Consider the following 15604-nt stretch of genomic DNA (forward strand, 5'->3'; position numbering starts at 1 on the left):
CGCACTGACCGAGGCCCGCTACCAGGCCTGGCCCACGCCGTACCGGGCCTGGCCCGCGCCGTTCCGGGCCCGACCTGCGCGAGGTGGCGCGAGCCTCCCGTCAGACGCCCGGAACGACGGAACGCGCCGTCCCGGAGCCGGGGCAGCGCGTTCCGTGGGTGGAACGGGTCGGGGTCAGCGACCGAACTCGAAGCCGGCGCCGGGGATGGCGGCCAGCAGGTCCTTCGTGTACTGCTCGCGCGGATTGGCGAAGACCTCGTCGGTCGTCGCCTTCTCGACGATCTGGCCCTTGCGCATCACGCACACGTTGTCCGCCACGAGGCGGACGACCGCGAGGTCGTGGGTGATGAACAGGTAGGTCAGACCGAGCTCCGACTGCAGCTCGGTGAGCAGGTCCAGGATCTGGCCCTGGACGAGCACGTCGAGTGCCGAGACCGCCTCGTCGAGGACGATCACCTCGGGCTTGAGTGCCAGCGCCCGGGCGACGGCGATGCGCTGCCGCTGTCCGCCGGACAGTTCGCTCGGGTACCGGTTGACCATCGACTTCGGCAGGGCCACCTGGTCGAGCAACTCGAGGACCCGCGCGCGACGCGAGGCCTTGTCTCCGACCTTGTGCGTGCTGAGCGGCTCCGCGATCGTGTTCCCGACGTTGTACATCGGGTCCAGCGAGCCGTACGGGTCCTGGAACACGGGCTGCACGCGACGACGGAAGTCGAACAGGTCCTTGCCCTTGAGCGCGCCGATGTCGATGCCGTCGAACTGCACCGAACCGGACGTGATCGACTCGAGCTGCAGGACCAGCTTCGCGACGGTCGACTTGCCCGAACCGGACTCGCCGACGAGCGCCGTGGTGGTGCCCTTCGGGATCGCGAACGAGACGCCGTCGACGGCCTTCAACTCGCGGGTCGCGACGCCCTGACCGCGCAGCTTGTAGACCTTCTGCAGGTCCTTGACCACGATGAGGTCCTCGGTGGGCTTGCTCTCCCGGGCGTGGGCACGGGCCAGGAGCTCGTCGTCCTCGCTGCCGGTGTCGGCGATCGCGACCGTCTGGTGCTGCACCTTCGACTGGATGCGGCGGCTCGCGAGCGAGGGTGCCGCGGCGACGAGGCGCTGCGTGTACGGGTGCTGCGGGTTCGCCAGGATCTCCTTGGACGGACCGGCCTCGACGACCTGGCCCTTGTACATCACCACGAGCTTCTCGGCACGCTCGGCAGCGAGACCGAGGTCGTGGGTGATGAACAGGACCGAGGTGCCGAAGTCGCGCGTCAGGCTCTCGAGGTGGTCGAGGATGACGCGCTGCACGGTGACGTCGAGGGCCGAGGTCGGCTCGTCCGCGATGAGCAGCTTCGGGCGGCTGGACAGACCGATGCCGATGAGCACACGCTGGCGCATGCCGCCGGAGAACTCGTGCGGGTACTGCTTGAGGCGGCTCTCGGCGTCACCGAGCCCGGCCTCCTGCAGGACCTCGATGGCACGGGCGCGGATCGCGGCCTTGCCGGTCGCCATGCCGTTCGCCTTGATGGCCTCTTCGACCTGGAACCCGATCTTCCAGAGCGGGTTGAGGTTCGACATCGGGTCCTGGGGGACGTACCCGATCTCGGTGCCGCGGATCTCGGCCATCTGCTTCTCGTTCAGGCCGACGAGCTCGCGCCCGTTCAGCTTGATCGAGCCGCCCGTGATCTGGCCCGTGCCGGGGAGGAGCTTGATGATCGCCTGGGCACTGGTGGACTTGCCCGAACCGGACTCCCCCACGATCGCCAGGCGCTCGCCCTGCTCGAGCGTCATGTTCACGCCGCGGACGGCCTGCACGAGACCGGACTGCGTCTTGAAGCCGACGTGCAGGTCGGTGATCTCCAGCAGCGGGGCGCCGGAGGTGCCGGACGCCTTGGCGTTCGGCGAGGTGAGTGTCTCGCTCATCGGCGGGCCCTCGCCTTCGGGTCGAGCGCGTCGCGGACCACGTCACCGAGGAGGAGGAACGCGAGCACGGTGATGGAAAGGGCGGCGGACGGCCAGAAGATGGTCGACGGGCTGGTGCGGATCGACGACTGCGCGGCGCCGATGTCCAGTCCCCAGCTGAGCGCCGACGGCGGCAGACCGATACCGAGGAACGACAGGGTGGCCTCGGCGACGATGAACGTGCCGAGCGACACCGTCGCGACGACGATGACCGGTGCGAGCGAGTTCGGGATCACGTGGCGCACGAGCGTCGTGAAGCGGCTGACGCCGAGCGCGGCGGACGCCGTCACGTAGTCGGCCTGCTTGGCGCTGAGCACGGCACCGCGCATGATGCGTGCGATCTGCGGCCAGGCGAAGACGGCGAGCACGAGTGACACCGTCACGGCGTTCCGCGCCGGCACCACCGACATGATCACGATCGCGCCGAGGACGGTCGGGATCGAGAAGAAGACGTCACCGATGCGGGAGACGATCGTGTCGAGCCAGCCGCCGTAGAACCCGGCGAGGGCGCCGATGACGACGCCGACGATCGTGACGAGCACGGTCGCGAGCAGACCGACGATGAGCGAGTTCTGCGCACCCCAGATGACACGGGCGTACACGTCGTAGCCCTGGCGCGTGAAGCCGAGCAGGTGGCCCGCACGCGGGCCCTCGTTGCTGTCGTCGAGGTTCGCGGCGCGCGGGTCCAGGTGCGTGAAGAGCCCCGGTGCGATCGCCACGACGATGATCAGCAGGATCAGGATGGACGAGATCCAGAACGTGGGACGGCGGCGCATGGACTCCCACGCGTCGGTCCACAGCGAACGGGTCTTCTCGTCCTCGTTGACCTGGTCGACCGCCAGGAGCGGAGTCTCCTCGATCGGCGCGACGTAGTGCGTCGCCGAGCGGGGTTCGGTGTTACTTGGCATAACGGATCCTCGGGTCCAGGACGGCGTAGAGCAGGTCGACCAGGAGGTTGGCGAGCATGAAGATGATGACCATCACGGCGACGAAGGAGACCACCGTCGGGCCCTCGCCGAGCTTGACGGCCTGGAACACCGTGCCACCCACACCGTGGATGTTGAAGATGCCCTCGGTCACGATCGCGCCGACCATCAGGTTGCCGATGTCGACACCCAGGTAGGTCACCACCGGGATGAGCGAGTTCCGGAAGATGTGCACGCCGACGACACGACGGCGGGACAGGCCCTTCGCGGTCGCGGTGCGCACGAAGTCGGCGCTCATGTTCTCGGCCACGCTCGCGCGGGTGAGTCGCACGATGTAGGCGAAGGACACCGACGCCAGCACGATCGCCGGCAGCACCAGTTCGGACCAGGGGGCCTGGCCGGAGACCGTCACGCGGAACAGTCCGAGGTTGATGCCGAGGACGTACTGCAGCAGGAACCCGACGACGAAGGTCGGCACCGAGATGAGCAGCAGCGAGACGACCAGGGCCGTCGCGTCGAACAGCTTGCCCTTGCGGAGACCCGCGACGACGCCGACGACGATGCCGGCGACGGCCTCGAAGACGAGCGACAGGATCGCCAGGCGCGCGGTGATCGGGAACGCCGCGGCGAGCTGCTGGCTGACCGGCAGGCCCGAGAACGTCGTGCCGAGGTCACCGCGGAACAGGCCGCCGACCCAGAGCAGGTACTGGACGAAGAAGGGCTTGTCGAGGTTGTACTGCTGCCGGATCGCTTCGATCACCTGCGGTGACGGCTGGCGGTCACCGAACAGTGCGGCGACCGGGTCCCCGGGCAGCGAGAACACCATGAAGTAGATGAGGAACGTGGCCCCGAAGAAGACGGGGATGAGCTGCAGGAGGCGCTTGCCGAGGTACCAGAGCATCAGATCCCTGCCTGGTTCGCATTGCGCATGTCGTTCAGGTTCATGTCGTGAGGGGTGGACGGTCCGAGGGTCGGCACGGGTGTCCGGTGCGGGCGGCGGCGCCCGCGTTCGTGGGGGAAGGTGTGACCGCCGTGGTACGGGGGCTCGGGGACCGTGGTCCCCGAACCCCCGTCCGGTTGGCCGCGGAGCAGGATACCTGTCCGCGATGTGTCTCCGAGGAGACCGGTGTTACTTGGTGACCTCGATGTCGTAGTACAGCGGGACGGAGTCCCAACCGAACTTGACGTTCTTGACGTTGTCTGCAGACCAGACACCGGTCACGTTGGAGTACCAGAGCGGGATCTCGGGCAGGTCCTTGAGCAGCAGCTCCTGAGCCTGGTCGAAGGACTTGTTGCCCTCTTCCACCGAGGAGGCCGAACGGCCCTTGGCGAGCAGCTCGTTGTACTCGGCCGAGTCGTAGCGCGAGTAGTTGTTCGAGGAGCCCTTGCCCATGGTCGGGCCGAGGAAGTTGTACAGCGACGGGTAGTCGGCCTGCCAACCGGTGCGGCTGCCGCCCTTGAGCTTGTCGTCCGTCTGCAGCGCGAGCGCCTCGGCGAACGTCGGGAGGGCCTTGCCCTCGGCCTTGATGCCCAGCGTGCTGGAGATCGAGTTGGTCACCGCGGTGACCCAGGCCTCGTGTCCACCGTCAGCGTTGTACGCGATGGTGAGCGTGTCGTTGTACGGCGAGATGTCGTCCGCCTGCGCCCAGAGCTTCTTGGCCTCGGCCTTGTCGTACTGCAGGACGTCGGAGCCCTTGAGGTCGCCGGTCCAGCCGTCGATCACCGGGGAGGTGAAGTCCTTGGCCGGGGTGCGGGTGCCCTGGAAGATCTTGTCGGTGATCTGCTTGCGGTTGATCGACAGCGAGATCGCCTGGCGACGGAGCTGGCCCTCTTCGCCCTTCCAGTGGTCGAGGTAGTACGGCAGGTAGATCGCCTGGAAGATCGCGGCGGCCTGGTTGACGTTCGAGTCCGGGAAGTCCGACTTGTAGGTCGAGAACGCGGCGTCCGGCACGGCGTCGAGGACGTCGAGGTTGCCACCCTGGGCGTCGGAGTACGCGGTGTCCTGGGACGTGTAGAACGTGATCGTCAGACCACCGTTCTTCGGCTTGCGCTTGCCCTGGTAGTCCTTGTTCGTGACGAGCTTGATGTCCTGGTTGTGCGTCCAGGCGCTCTTGCCGTCGAGCTTGTACGGACCGTTGCCGATCGGGTTCTCACCGAAGGCCTTGGTGTCCTTGTAGAAGACCGAGGGGAGCGGCACGAAGGCGTTGTAGCCGAGGGACAGCGGGAAGTCCGACTGCGCCGACTTCAGCGTCACCGTGAACTCGTCGTCGCTCTTGACCTTGAGGCCGGTGAGCTCGGAGTCCTTGTCGGCGTCGTAGCCCTCGATGTTCTCGAAGAAGTAGCTCGCGCCCTGCGCGTTCGACTTCTGGGCTGCCCAGTTCCACGCCTTCGTGAACGACTCGGCGGTGATCGCCTCACCGTTGGTGAACTTCCACCCCGAGTTGATCGTGATGTCGAAGGTCTTCGAGTCGTCGGTCTCGACGCTCTTGGCGAGTTCCTTCACCGGCTTGCCGTCGGCGTCGTACGTGAACAGACCATCGAACAGCGACGTGATGATCTTGCCGCCACCGGTCTCGGTGGTGTTCGACGGGATGAGCGGGTTCTGCGGTTCGCTGCCGTTCGTGGTGACGATGCCAGCGGCGTTGGCGGAGCCGGAGCCCGAGCCGCTTCCGCCACCGTTGCCGGAGCAGCCGGTCAGGGCAATTGCTGTGGCCCCGAGCACGGCGAGGGCAGTGAGCCCAGCGCGCTTCTTGATCAAGAGTTCCTCCTGGTGCATGGGACGCGCCGGGCACAGAGGTCCCTCCCGGCACGTTTGACTCCTGAACTGTAGGCAGTGCGGAGAGGACCGACCAAACCCTGGGCGCATCGGTTACACGCCTGAAACCAAGTTGCAGGATCGTTGCGGCATTGTGCAACATCCGCGCGTCTGGGCGGGAGCACCGCCGATCCGTTGCGTTTGCATCGAGGTCCGTGCAGCGCGGAGGTGACGTGCGGGTGAACCACAGGTGTCGTTCGCAACCGCTTGCATTCGGAGCGCTCCACCCCCGATGATGCGCGATCCACGGGCGGGCCGCCGGACAGACGGACGGGAGGCGCGCAGCGATCCCGCCACGCGCCTCCCGTCCGTCGGTCCGCTCGTCGTCCTGACGCGAACGCCGCTCGTCGTCCTACGCGAAGGCCTCCACCGGCGGGCAGGCGCACACGAGGTTGCGGTCCCCGTACGCCTGGTCGATCCGGCGCACCGGCGGCCAGTACTTCCGCCCGGCCTGTCCGGCCGCCGGGTACACCGCCTGCTCGCGCGTGTAGGCGTGCTGCCACTCCCCCGTGATCACCGACGCGGCCGTGTGCGGCGCGTTGACGAGCGGGTTGTCCTCGGCCGGCCACGCACCACGGGCGACGGCGTCCGCCTCGGCGCGGATGGCGAGCATCGCGTCGACGAAGCGGTCGAGCTCGGCGAGGTCCTCGCTCTCGGTCGGCTCGACCATGAGCGTGCCCGCGACCGGGAACGACATCGTCGGGGCGTGGAACCCGTGGTCGATGAGCCGCTTCGCGACGTCGTCCACGGTGATGCCGGTCGCCTCGCGCAGCGGGCGCAGGTCGAGGATGCACTCGTGTGCGACCAGACCGGACTCGCCCGTGTACAGGACCGGGAACGCCTCGCGGAGACGTGCCGCCAGGTAGTTCGCGCCGAGCACGGCGACCTCGGTCGCGCGGGTGAGCCCCTCGACGCCCATCATCCGGACGTAGGTCCAGGTGATCGGCAGGATGCTCGGGCTGCCGTACGGCGCCGCCGAGACGGGCCCGCCGGCGTGCGCTGGACGGTCGCCGTCGGCGCTCGCGTCCGCGCCGGTGCGGCGGTCGGCGTCCTGCGCCATCGGGTGCCCGGGCAGGAACGGTGCGAGGTGGGCCTTGGCCGCGACCGGGCCGACGCCCGGACCGCCACCGCCGTGCGGGATGCAGAAGGTCTTGTGCAGGTTGAGGTGCGAGACGTCGCCGCCGAAGTCCCCGAAGCGGGCGTGCCCGAGGAGCGCGTTGAGGTTGGCGCCGTCGACGTAGACCTGCCCGCCGGCGTCGTGCACGGCGCCGCAGATCTCGGTGATGTCGTGCTCGTAGACGCCGTGCGTCGACGGGTACGTGATCATCAGCGCGGCGAGCTGCTCGGCGTGCTCGGTGGTCTTCGCACGGAGGTCGTCGAGGTCCACGTTGCCGTCCTCGTCGCAGGCGACGACGACGACCCGCATGCCGGCGAGGACCGCGGACGCCGCGTTCGTGCCGTGCGCGCTCGACGGGATGAGGCAGACCGTGCGGGACTCGTCCCCGCGGGAGCGGTGGTACCCACGGATCGCGAGGAGACCGGCGAGCTCGCCCTGGCTACCGGCGTTCGGCTGGACCGAGACGGTGTCGTACCCGGTGACCTCGGCGAGCCAGGTCTCGAGGTCGCCGATCATGTCGAGGTACCCCTGCACGTCCTCGCGCGGGGCGAACGGGTGCAGACGCGCGAACTCCGGCCAGGTCACGGCAGCCATCTCCGTCGCCGCGTTGAGCTTCATCGTGCAGCTGCCGAGCGGGATCATGCCGCGGTCGAGCGCGTAGTCCTTGTCGGAGAGGTGCTTGAGGTACCGCATCATCCGGGTCTCGCTGCGGTGCGCGGAGAAGACGGGGTGGGTCAGGAACGCGCTCTCGCGGTCGAGGGCGGATGGGACGCCCGTCCCGGCGTCGCGCACAGCCGTCTCGGTGCCCGGGACGGTGACGTCCGCGGCGCCGAACACGGCGGCCAGGGCGACGACGTCCTCCGGCACGGTGGTCTCGTCGACGGAGACCTGCAGGGTGTCGGCGTCGACGAGGTGGAGCAGGTACCCGGCCTCGTGTGCGGCGGTGACGACCGACTCGGCGCGGCCGGCGAACCGGAGCGTCAGCGTGTCGAAGAAGCCGTCGTGCACGACCTCGGCGCCGGCGGCACGGGCGACGTCGGCGAGCACGGTCGTCGTCCGGGCGACCCGGTGCGCGATGAAGCGCAGGCCCTCGGGACCGTGGTAGACCGCGTACATCGAGGCCATCACGGCGAGGAGCACCTGCGCGGTGCAGATGTTGCTCGTCGCCTTCTCGCGGCGGATGTGCTGCTCGCGGGTCTGCAGGCTGAGGCGGTAGGCCATGCTGCCGTCGGCGTCGAAGGACACCCCGACGAGACGACCGGGCAGCTGGCGCTCGAGTCCGGCACGGACGGCGAGGTACCCGGCGTGCGGGCCACCGAAGCCGAGTGGGACGCCGAAGCGCTGGCTGGTGCCCACCGCGACGTCGGCGCCCAGGTCGCCGGGGCTGGCGAGCAGGGTCATCGCGAGCAGGTCGGCCGCGACGACCGCGATGCCGCCCCCGGCGTGGACGCGTTCGATGGTGCGGCTCGGGTCGACGACCCGACCGGAGGCCCCGGGGTACTGCAGGACGACGCCGAACGCGCCGTCGAGCTGCGCGTCGGTGGGGCCGTCGGCGGCGTCGAAGCCGCGCAGGGTGATGCCGACGGCCTCGGCCCGGTGACCGAGGATCGCCGCCGTCTGGGGCAGCAGGTCGGCGTCGACCAGGAACGCGTCACCCTTGACCTTCGACGCACGGCGCGCCAGGAGCATGCCCTCGACCACGGCGGTGCCCTCGTCGAGCATCGATGCTCCTGCGGTGGCCATCCCGGTCAGGTCGGAGACCATCGTCTGGAAGTTGATGAGCGCCTCGAGCCGGCCCTGCGAGATCTCGGGCTGGTACGGCGTGTAGGCGGTGTACCAGCTCGGGTTCTCGAGCACGTTCCGCTGGATGACGGCGGGCGTGTGGGTGTCCGCGTAGCCGAGGCCGATCATCGCGCGGCGGACCGTGTTGCGTCCGGCGACGGCACGGAGTTCGGCGAGCGCCTCGGTCTCCCCCACCGCGGTCGGGATCGACGAGTCGGTCACCGGGGCGGCGTGGATGGACTCCGGGATGGCCGCACGGACGAGGGCGTCGAGCGAGGGCTGCCCGACGACGTCGAGCATGGCGCGCTGGTCGGCCGGGGTGGTCCCGATGTGCCGGTCGGCGAACGTGGTCTGCAGGTTGTCGTCCTGCCGCAGGATGCTGGTCATGCGATGGACGCCCGGTAGGTGTCGTGGTCCATGAGGTCCTCGGGGAACGAGGTGCCCTCGACGCGGAGCTTGACGAGCCAGCCCGCGCCGAACGGGTCCTGGTTGACGGTGTCCGGCGTGGCGACGACGGCCTCGTTGACCTCGACGACCTCGCCCTCGATCGGCGCGAAGAGCTCGCCGACGCTCTTGGTGGACTCGATCTCGCCGAGCTGCTCGCCCGCGGTCGTGGTGGTGCCCACGGCGGGGAGCTCGACGTAGACGACGTCACCGAGCTGTTCGGCCGCGTGGTCGGTGATCCCGACGGTGACGACGTCGCCCTCGACGAGGATCCACTCGTGGTCCTTGGTGTACTGCAGTGCGGTCTGGTCGGTCATGGGGATCAGCCTCTCGAAGCGCGACGGTAGAAGGGGAGAGCGGTGACGGTTCCGGGGATGGCGGTACCGCGGACGTCGATGTGGAGGACCTGTCCCCCGTCGGCGCAGTCCGGGTCGACGAAGGCCATCGCGACGGGGTGCCCGAGCGTGGGCGACAGGGCACCGGAGGTCACGGTGCCGACGACGACACCGTCACGGAGCACGGCGTACCCGGCGCGGGCGGCACGTCGGCCGTCCATCGTGATGCCGACGAGCACGCGGGCATCCGGTGCGGGCTCGACGCCGGCGTCCCCGACGAAGGAGCCCGAGGTCGCGACGACCCGGCCGAGTCCGGCCTGGGCCGGGCGCACCGAGGTGTCGAGCTCGTGCCCGTAGAGCGGCATGCCGGCCTCGAGCCGGAGGGTGTCACGTGCGGCGAGCCCCGCGGGCACGACCCCGCGCTCGGCACCGGCGGCGAGCAGGGCGTCCCAGATCGCCGGCGCGGTGTCGGTGTCGCTGTACAGCTCGAAGCCGTCCTCGCCGGTGTACCCGGTGCGGGCGATCAGGACCTCGCTGCCGTCGAAGAGCGCGTGCAGCACCCGGTAGTAGCGGAGTTCGTCGAGCGGGGTCTCCGGCTGCAGGCGGTCCGTGACGACCAGGTCGTCGAGCGTGCCGGCGGCCGCCGGACCCTGGATCGCGACGAGGGCGGTCCGGTCGGAGTCGTCCGTGACGGTGACGTCGTGTCCGGCGGCCCGCTCCTGCATGACCTGCACGGCGACGTCCCGGTTGCCGGCGTTCGCCACGACGAGGAAGACGTCGTCGCCGGTGCGGTACACGACGAGGTCGTCGAGGATCCCGCCGTCGGGGGTCAGGAGGAGCGAGTACTTGGCCCGGCCGACCGGCATCGCGCCGAAGGACCCGGCGAGCGCGGCGTCGAGGTACGCGACGGCGTCCGGACCCTGTACGCCGATCTCGGCCATGTGCGAGAGGTCGAACACACCGGCCGCGTCACGCACCGCGTGGTGCTCGGCGAGGTCGGACGAGTACCGGACCGGCATACGGTGGCCGGCGAAGTCGGTGAACGTGGCACCGGCGGCTTCGTGCGCGGCTTCGAGCGGCGACGAACGCAGCGGTTCTGACATGGACGGAGTTCTCCTGGCATCGGCAGGGCCCGACGACGATCGTCGGGTGGGAACTCCCCCTCTGTCATGGGCCTGAGAGTTTCACCGCGGCCCGTGAGGTCCGTCGGCTTTCACCGTGGGCGAGACGAGGGCTCCGTGGGATGTGCCCACGGCCGTCGTCTGCTTTTCAGAGTGGCCTGCCCGCTGCGGTGTTGGACCTGAGAGATTGGCGGGGAGCTTGCTCCTTCGGTGCCCGGACCCGGATGGACTGCGTCCGGGTCACAGGGCTCTCCCGCGGCGGGTGGTCGGCCGTCGTGTTCTGTTGTCCGGTGAGCATACCGAGCCCGCGTTACGGGCATGTGTCGCGGTCGCGGGCATCGACCACAGGCGGGCCTTCGACATCACGTAGAGTGACGCCGTGGCAGGACAGCGATCGCGCCCCCGTGGGCAGCTCGAGCAGGCGGTGCTCGAGGCGCTCTGGACCGCCGACGCCGGGCTCACCGCTCGCCAGGTCCTCGAGGTCTTCGACGAACCGCGCCCCGCCCTGACGACGGTCCTCACCGTGCTCGACCGGCTCGGTCGCAAGGGCACCGTGGTCCGCGAGCAGCACGACGACGCCCCGCTCACCTTCCACGCCGCGCACTCGCGAGAGGACCACACGGCCTCCCTCATGGCGAACGCGCTGGCCGCGTCGTCCGACCGCGAGGCTGCGCTGCTGCAGTTCACCGGCTCGCTCGCATCCGGTGACCTCGAGGTCCTCCGGCGCGCGATCGACTCCCGAACGCGTCCCTGAACGGTCCGCTCCCGTGGTCGTCACCGGCGTCTGCCTCGTCGTCCTCGCCCTCGCCGTCGTGGCGTTCGCCCCGCGGGTGCTGACCCGAGCCGGCTGGACCATCGGCCGCCCGCTGACCGCGATCGCCGCCTGGCAGGCAGCCGTCGTCGTCGGGGTCGCCGGGTTCGTGGCCGGGATCGCCCTGGTGGTCCTCGCCGGCCGGCCGCTGACCGACCCGTTCGGCATCGGGGAGTCCCCGAGCCACGGCTTGAACGTCGGCGTCGCCGTCCTCGCCGTCGTCGCGTTCGCCGTCGCCGTCCGCGTCCGACCGGGCCCGGAGCACGAGGCCGTCCGTGAGGCGATCCGCACCGGCGCCGCACCGCACCGCGAGGTCGACGGCACCCTCGTCGCCGTCCTGCAGGCGGACACCGCACTGGCCTGCGCGGTCCCCGGCCGGTCCGGCGGGGTCCTCGTCAGCACCGGGCTCGCGGAACAGCTGCAGACCGACGAGCTGGAGGCCGTGGTCGCCCACGAGCGCGCGCACCTGCGCCAGCACCACGCTGCCGTCGTCGGCTTCGCCGAGTCCGTCGAACGCGCCGTCCCGTGGGTCCCGGGAGCGCGGGCGATGGCCCGGTCGACCCGGGTCCTCGTCGAGTTCGCCGCGGACGACGCCGCCGCGCGGCGGGTCGGCCGCGACGCGTTGCGCCGGGCGGTCCTGGTGGCGGACGGGACGGGTGCGCTCGGCGCGGTGCGTGCCTCCCGGCTGTCCTGAACCGGCCGGGAGGCACGCCCTGCGCCCGCCTGTCGGTGCACGGGACTAGCCTGGTCCGGTCCGCCACCGCGAGGGGAACCGTGCAGCCGCTCACTGAATCCGACATCCGATCGTCCTTCGTCAACGCGATGCCCGACGAACTCGCCCAACTCCCGATCCCGGGGTTGCACGAGACCCTGTGGAACGAACGCGAGTTCCTGGGCTGGCGTGACCCGCAGGCCGCCCGCCGCGGCTACATGGTGTCGTGGATGGACGACAAGCCGGTCGGCATCGTCGTCCGTGCTGCCGGCGGTTCGCTCCGCCCCGGCATCGCCGCGATGTGCTCCTTCTGCCACTCGCCGCAACCGGCCACGCAGGTGCGGTTGTTCTCGGCCGCCCGCGCCGGTGAAGCCGGCCGGAACGGCAACACCATCGGCTCCTACATCTGCGAGGACCTCGGGTGCCCGATGCTCATCCGCACCGCACCGCCGCACCTCAACCCCCCGGCGACGATCGCCATGCGTTCCGAGTCGCTGCTGGCACGGCTGCACAACTTCACGGCCGACATCATGAAGACGGCGTGAGCTCGGACCGTTTCCGATCTGCGCGCTGGGCCGTCGTCGAGGAACTCGGTGACGGCCGCTGGCGTCTGACGATCCGCGACGAGTCGGACGACGAACTCGGCTCCTTCGGGCTGGGCGTCGAGGGGCCGTGGGACCCGGACGTCGAACCACACGTGGGCTTCGTGCTCACGCAGATCGGGCTGGCGCTGACCGGCGCGCGGCCGTGGCGCGAGGACGAGCTCGGTGACCAGCGGGCGCCGGTGCTGCCACTGGCGCTCGCGCTCTGACGGCGGCGGTCGTGCTCTGACCGCGGCGCTCGTGCGTTGACAGCCAGTCGACGTTCAGTCCGCCGCTGCGAAGTTGCGGAGGACCTCCCGGTCGTCGTCCGCCCGCGACGCCCACACCAGTTCGCTCCGGTGTGCGCTGCCCTCGAGCGGCAGGAGCACCACCGTGTCCGGGGCCGCGAGCGCCGCACTCTCCGGCAACACCGTCACGCCGAGGCCGACGCCCACCAGGTGCAGCACCGTGGCCCAGGTCGTCGCCTCCTGCACGATGCGCGGCCGTCGACCGCCCTCGGCCACGGGTGCGGTGTTCCGTTCGGTGGCGAGCGTGCCGGCCTCGGCGGGGAAGAACACGAACGGGTCGTCGAGCAGCTCCGCCCCCCGCACGGACGCGCGCCCGGCGAACCGGTGGTCCCGCGGCACGGCGGCGACGAACGGTTCACTGCGGAAGCGCGCGAAGCGCACCCCCTCGACCGGGTCCGGGTCGCGGACCACCGCGAGGTCGAGCTCGCCGCGCTGCACGGCCGCGACGAGTCGGGAGGAAAACCCCTCCGTCAGTTCCACCCGGACCAGCGGGTAGCGCTGCCGGAACCGCTGCACCCGCTCGATCGGCCCGAGCGGCAGCGCCGACACGACGAACCCGACGTCGAGCCGCCCGGCCTCGCCCCTGCCGACGCGGACGGTCTCGTCGAGGTCCCGCCGTGCCTGGGCGAGCAGCGACCGGGCCCGTCCCTGCAGCACCCGACCGGCTGGCGTGAGGGCGACGCTCCGCGAGGTCCGGGCGAACAGGTCGACACCCAGCGCGACCTCGACCCGCCGGATGAGCTGCGACAGAGCCGGCTGCGCGATGCCGAGCTCCGCTGCCGCCCGGCCGAAGTGCAGCTCGTCGGCGAGCGCCAGGAACGCTCGCATCTGCCGGAGGTCGACCTGGGGTGCGCGGTCCATGCCCCCAGCATTCCATGCCCATGGCCTATCGATCCGTCCGAACGAGTATTGGACAGCACTGCATCCTGCTGCCGAGGATGGACCCATGCCCGACACCGCCACCAGCAACCCGGTCGTCATCGACGACATGTCCTCCACCGCCGACGCCGCTGCGTTCCAGTCCCTCAACGAGCGGTGGATCACGACGTTCTTCACCCTCGAGGACGAGGACCGCCGGCTCCTCGGCGACCCGGTGCAGCACATCGTCGAGCCCGGCGGCGTTGTCCTCGTCGCCCGCCTGGGCAGCGAGGTGATCGGTTGCGTCGGACTCGCCCCGCACGCGGTCGACGAGTTCGAGCTCGTGAAGATGGCCGTCGACCCCGACCACCAGGGCCACGGCACCGGCCGACAGCTCATCCGGGCCGCGATCGACCGGGCGCGGGACCTCGGTGCGCGCCGGGTGCTGCTCGAGACGAACAGCACCCTCACGAGCGCGATCCACCTCTACGAGACGACCGGCTTCCGGCACCTCGGCGCCGACGAGCACCCGCCGAGCCCCTACGTCCGGGCGGACGTGGCGATGGCGCTCGACCTCTGAACCGGCCGGGAGGCTCGGGACCCGACCGCCTGTCCGGGGCAGGCCGGAGCGCGCAACGGTTGACGGGCCTCCCGGCCGGTCCGCGTACGGTCCGACCTATGCCCCGCGACCAGTACGAGTTCAGCGACCCGACCACCCGGTACCCGAACACCAGCCCCGAGCCGCAGCAGCAGCCCGAACCGGGCCTGGAGTCACGGATGGACCCGAAGCCGGACCACGGCGAGGACTCGTACCGCGGCACCGGACGGCTCACCGGGCGCCGAGCGCTGATCACCGGAGCGGACTCCGGCATCGGTGCGGCCGTCGCCATCGCCTACGCCCGTGAAGGTGCGGACATCGCGCTCGCCTACCTGCCCGACGAGGAAGAGGACGCACAACGGATCGTCGCCCTCATCGAGGCCGAGGGCCGGAAGGCCGTGACCATCCCGGGCGACCTGACCGCCCGGAACTACCCGGCCGCGCTCGTCGAACGGGCCGTCGCGGAACTCGGCGGCCTCGACGCGATCGTCGCCTGCGCCGGCAAGCAGCACTGGCAGGCCGAGATCACGGACATCAGCGACGACCAGCTCGTCGACACCTTCACGGTCAACGTCCTGTCGCTCTTCCGCCTCGTCCAGGCCGCGCTCCCCCACCTGGAGCCCGGGTCGACGATCATCACAACCGCGTCGATGGAGGCGTACCAGCCGGCTCCCGACCGCCTGGACTACGCCGCGTCGAAGGCCGCGATCAACAACTTCTCGAAGGGTCTGGCCCAGCAGCTGATCGGCCGTGGCATCCGTGTCAACGTCGTCGCTCCCGGCCCGACCTGGTCGGTGCTGCAGGTGTCCGCGGGGGTGGACCCCGAGACCCTGCCCGGCTTCGGGTCGAGCGAGTCGCCGATGGGCCGACCGGGGCAGCCCGCCGAGCTCGCGCCCGCGTACGTCTTCCTGGCGTCGCACGAGTCCAGCTTCGTCGCCGGCGAGACCCTCAACGTGAACGGCGGCATGGTCACACCCTGACCGGTGCGGGTGTCCCTCGTGCGTCACGTTGCTACGCTCACGGCATGGCGACGCACGAGGTCCAGGCCGTCCGCGAACAGGGCATGTGGCAGGTGTTCATCGACGGGTTCCCCGTGACCGAGGTCCGACGGTGGCCGTCGGTCGCGTTCGTGGCACGGGAGTGGATCTCGTTGACCGACCAGGTGCCCTCGCGTGAGGTCGACCTGCACGTGACGGTCATCGGTCGCAACCACTTCGCCCCGGTCGCCTGAGGCAGAACG

Annotated in this window: 15 protein-coding genes and 1 riboswitch; of the genes, 7 read left to right on the forward strand and 8 right to left on the reverse strand. The window is 70.3% G+C overall.

The features are described from left to right. Positions 1 to 174: 174 nt before the first annotated feature. The 7 genes from E9228_RS05995 to gcvT form a co-directional block, all read right to left on the reverse strand. On the reverse strand, positions 175 to 1917 hold the full coding sequence (locus tag E9228_RS05995; RefSeq protein WP_166779670.1) for a dipeptide ABC transporter ATP-binding protein: 1743 nt from the start codon (positions 1915 to 1917) through the stop codon (positions 175 to 177). Further along, positions 1914 to 2864 carry an ABC transporter permease gene (locus tag E9228_RS06000; RefSeq protein ID WP_166779671.1) on the reverse strand — a complete coding sequence of 317 codons (951 nt, stop codon included), beginning with the start codon at positions 2862 to 2864 and terminating at the stop codon, positions 1914 to 1916. The genes E9228_RS05995 and E9228_RS06000 overlap by 4 nt, the downstream gene beginning before the upstream one ends. Continuing rightward, positions 2854 to 3783, reverse strand: a complete 930-nt coding sequence (locus E9228_RS06005) for an ABC transporter permease (RefSeq protein WP_110903293.1) — start codon at positions 3781 to 3783, stop codon at positions 2854 to 2856. Before E9228_RS06005 ends, E9228_RS06000 begins: the two co-directional genes overlap by 11 nt. Before the next feature lie 228 nt (positions 3784 to 4011). Continuing rightward, complete coding sequence (locus tag E9228_RS06010; protein WP_208385607.1) at positions 4012 to 5640, reverse strand: peptide ABC transporter substrate-binding protein; 1629 nt, start codon at positions 5638 to 5640, stop codon at positions 4012 to 4014. A 409-nt stretch (positions 5641 to 6049) separates the two neighbouring features. Beyond that, positions 6050 to 8983 (reverse strand): aminomethyl-transferring glycine dehydrogenase, encoded by a 2934-nt coding sequence (gene gcvP, locus E9228_RS06015; protein ID WP_166779673.1) that lies wholly within the window; start codon positions 8981 to 8983, stop codon positions 6050 to 6052. Beyond that, positions 8980 to 9357 (reverse strand): glycine cleavage system protein GcvH, encoded by a 378-nt coding sequence (gcvH, locus tag E9228_RS06020; protein WP_166779674.1) that lies wholly within the window; start codon positions 9355 to 9357, stop codon positions 8980 to 8982. Before gcvH ends, gcvP begins: the two co-directional genes overlap by 4 nt. A gap of 5 nt (positions 9358 to 9362) precedes the next feature. Continuing rightward, the gene (gene gcvT, locus E9228_RS06025; protein ID WP_166779675.1) at positions 9363 to 10478 is read right to left on the reverse strand and encodes a glycine cleavage system aminomethyltransferase GcvT; all 1116 of its coding nucleotides are present in this window, start codon (positions 10476 to 10478) and stop codon (positions 9363 to 9365) included. A 176-nt stretch (positions 10479 to 10654) separates the two neighbouring features. Next, positions 10655 to 10762: riboswitch (glycine riboswitch) on the reverse strand. A gap of 113 nt (positions 10763 to 10875) precedes the next feature. Here gcvT and E9228_RS06030 point away from each other — a divergent pair. The 4 genes from E9228_RS06030 (at position 10876) to E9228_RS06045 (ending at position 12830) form a co-directional block, all read left to right on the forward strand. Further along, the gene (locus tag E9228_RS06030; RefSeq protein WP_166779676.1) at positions 10876 to 11250 is read left to right on the forward strand and encodes a BlaI/MecI/CopY family transcriptional regulator; all 375 of its coding nucleotides are present in this window, start codon (positions 10876 to 10878) and stop codon (positions 11248 to 11250) included. Between the two features lie 13 nt (positions 11251 to 11263). Further along, a complete protein-coding gene (locus E9228_RS06035) occupies positions 11264 to 12001 on the forward strand; it encodes a M48 family metalloprotease (RefSeq protein ID WP_166779677.1) in 738 nt (245 codons plus the stop codon). An 80-nt stretch (positions 12002 to 12081) separates the two neighbouring features. Further along, positions 12082 to 12564 (forward strand): FBP domain-containing protein, encoded by a 483-nt coding sequence (locus E9228_RS06040; RefSeq protein ID WP_111075686.1) that lies wholly within the window; start codon positions 12082 to 12084, stop codon positions 12562 to 12564. Then, a complete protein-coding gene (locus E9228_RS06045) occupies positions 12561 to 12830 on the forward strand; it encodes a hypothetical protein (RefSeq protein WP_166779678.1) in 270 nt (89 codons plus the stop codon). Before E9228_RS06040 ends, E9228_RS06045 begins: the two co-directional genes overlap by 4 nt. Before the next feature lie 54 nt (positions 12831 to 12884). On the opposite strand, the gene E9228_RS06050 is transcribed toward E9228_RS06045, so the two are convergent. Beyond that, entirely contained in the window at positions 12885 to 13769 is an 885-nt protein-coding gene (locus E9228_RS06050; RefSeq protein ID WP_166779679.1) for a LysR substrate-binding domain-containing protein, read from the reverse strand. 85 nt (positions 13770 to 13854) lie between these two features. On the opposite strand from E9228_RS06050, the gene E9228_RS06055 reads away from it, so the two are divergent. The 3 genes from E9228_RS06055 to E9228_RS06065 all read left to right on the forward strand — a co-directional run bounded on the left by E9228_RS06055 (position 13855) and on the right by E9228_RS06065 (position 15595). Continuing rightward, entirely contained in the window at positions 13855 to 14346 is a 492-nt protein-coding gene (locus tag E9228_RS06055) for a GNAT family N-acetyltransferase (RefSeq protein ID WP_166779680.1), read from the forward strand. Positions 14347 to 14444: 98 nt separating this feature from the next. Then, positions 14445 to 15344: an SDR family oxidoreductase gene (locus E9228_RS06060; protein ID WP_166779681.1), complete on the forward strand. Its 900-nt coding sequence runs from the start codon at positions 14445 to 14447 to the stop codon at positions 15342 to 15344. Between the two features lie 44 nt (positions 15345 to 15388). Further along, complete coding sequence (locus E9228_RS06065) at positions 15389 to 15595, forward strand: hypothetical protein (protein ID WP_110823655.1); 207 nt, start codon at positions 15389 to 15391, stop codon at positions 15593 to 15595. Positions 15596 to 15604 lie beyond the last annotated feature (9 nt).

The organism is Curtobacterium salicis (assembly GCF_011759505.1).
In the GTDB taxonomy this organism is placed as follows: Bacteria; Actinomycetota; Actinomycetes; order Actinomycetales; family Microbacteriaceae; genus Curtobacterium; species Curtobacterium salicis.

Coding starts and splice junctions, on each gene's coding strand:
- E9228_RS05995 (WP_166779670.1), bottom strand. CDS start 1,917: ATGAGCGAGACACTCACCTCGCCGAACGCCAAGGCGTCCGGCACCTCC.
- E9228_RS06000 (WP_166779671.1), bottom strand. CDS start 2,864: ATGCCAAGTAACACCGAACCCCGCTCGGCGACGCACTACGTCGCGCCG.
- E9228_RS06005 (WP_110903293.1), bottom strand. CDS start 3,783: ATGCTCTGGTACCTCGGCAAGCGCCTCCTGCAGCTCATCCCCGTCTTC.
- gcvP (WP_166779673.1), bottom strand. CDS start 8,983: ATGACCAGCATCCTGCGGCAGGACGACAACCTGCAGACCACGTTCGCC.
- gcvH (WP_166779674.1), bottom strand. CDS start 9,357: ATGACCGACCAGACCGCACTGCAGTACACCAAGGACCACGAGTGGATC.
- gcvT (WP_166779675.1), bottom strand. CDS start 10,478: ATGTCAGAACCGCTGCGTTCGTCGCCGCTCGAAGCCGCGCACGAAGCC.
- E9228_RS06050 (WP_166779679.1), bottom strand. CDS start 13,769: ATGGACCGCGCACCCCAGGTCGACCTCCGGCAGATGCGAGCGTTCCTG.
- E9228_RS06055 (WP_166779680.1), top strand. CDS start 13,855: ATGCCCGACACCGCCACCAGCAACCCGGTCGTCATCGACGACATGTCC.
- E9228_RS06060 (WP_166779681.1), top strand. CDS start 14,445: ATGCCCCGCGACCAGTACGAGTTCAGCGACCCGACCACCCGGTACCCG.
- E9228_RS06065 (WP_110823655.1), top strand. CDS start 15,389: ATGGCGACGCACGAGGTCCAGGCCGTCCGCGAACAGGGCATGTGGCAG.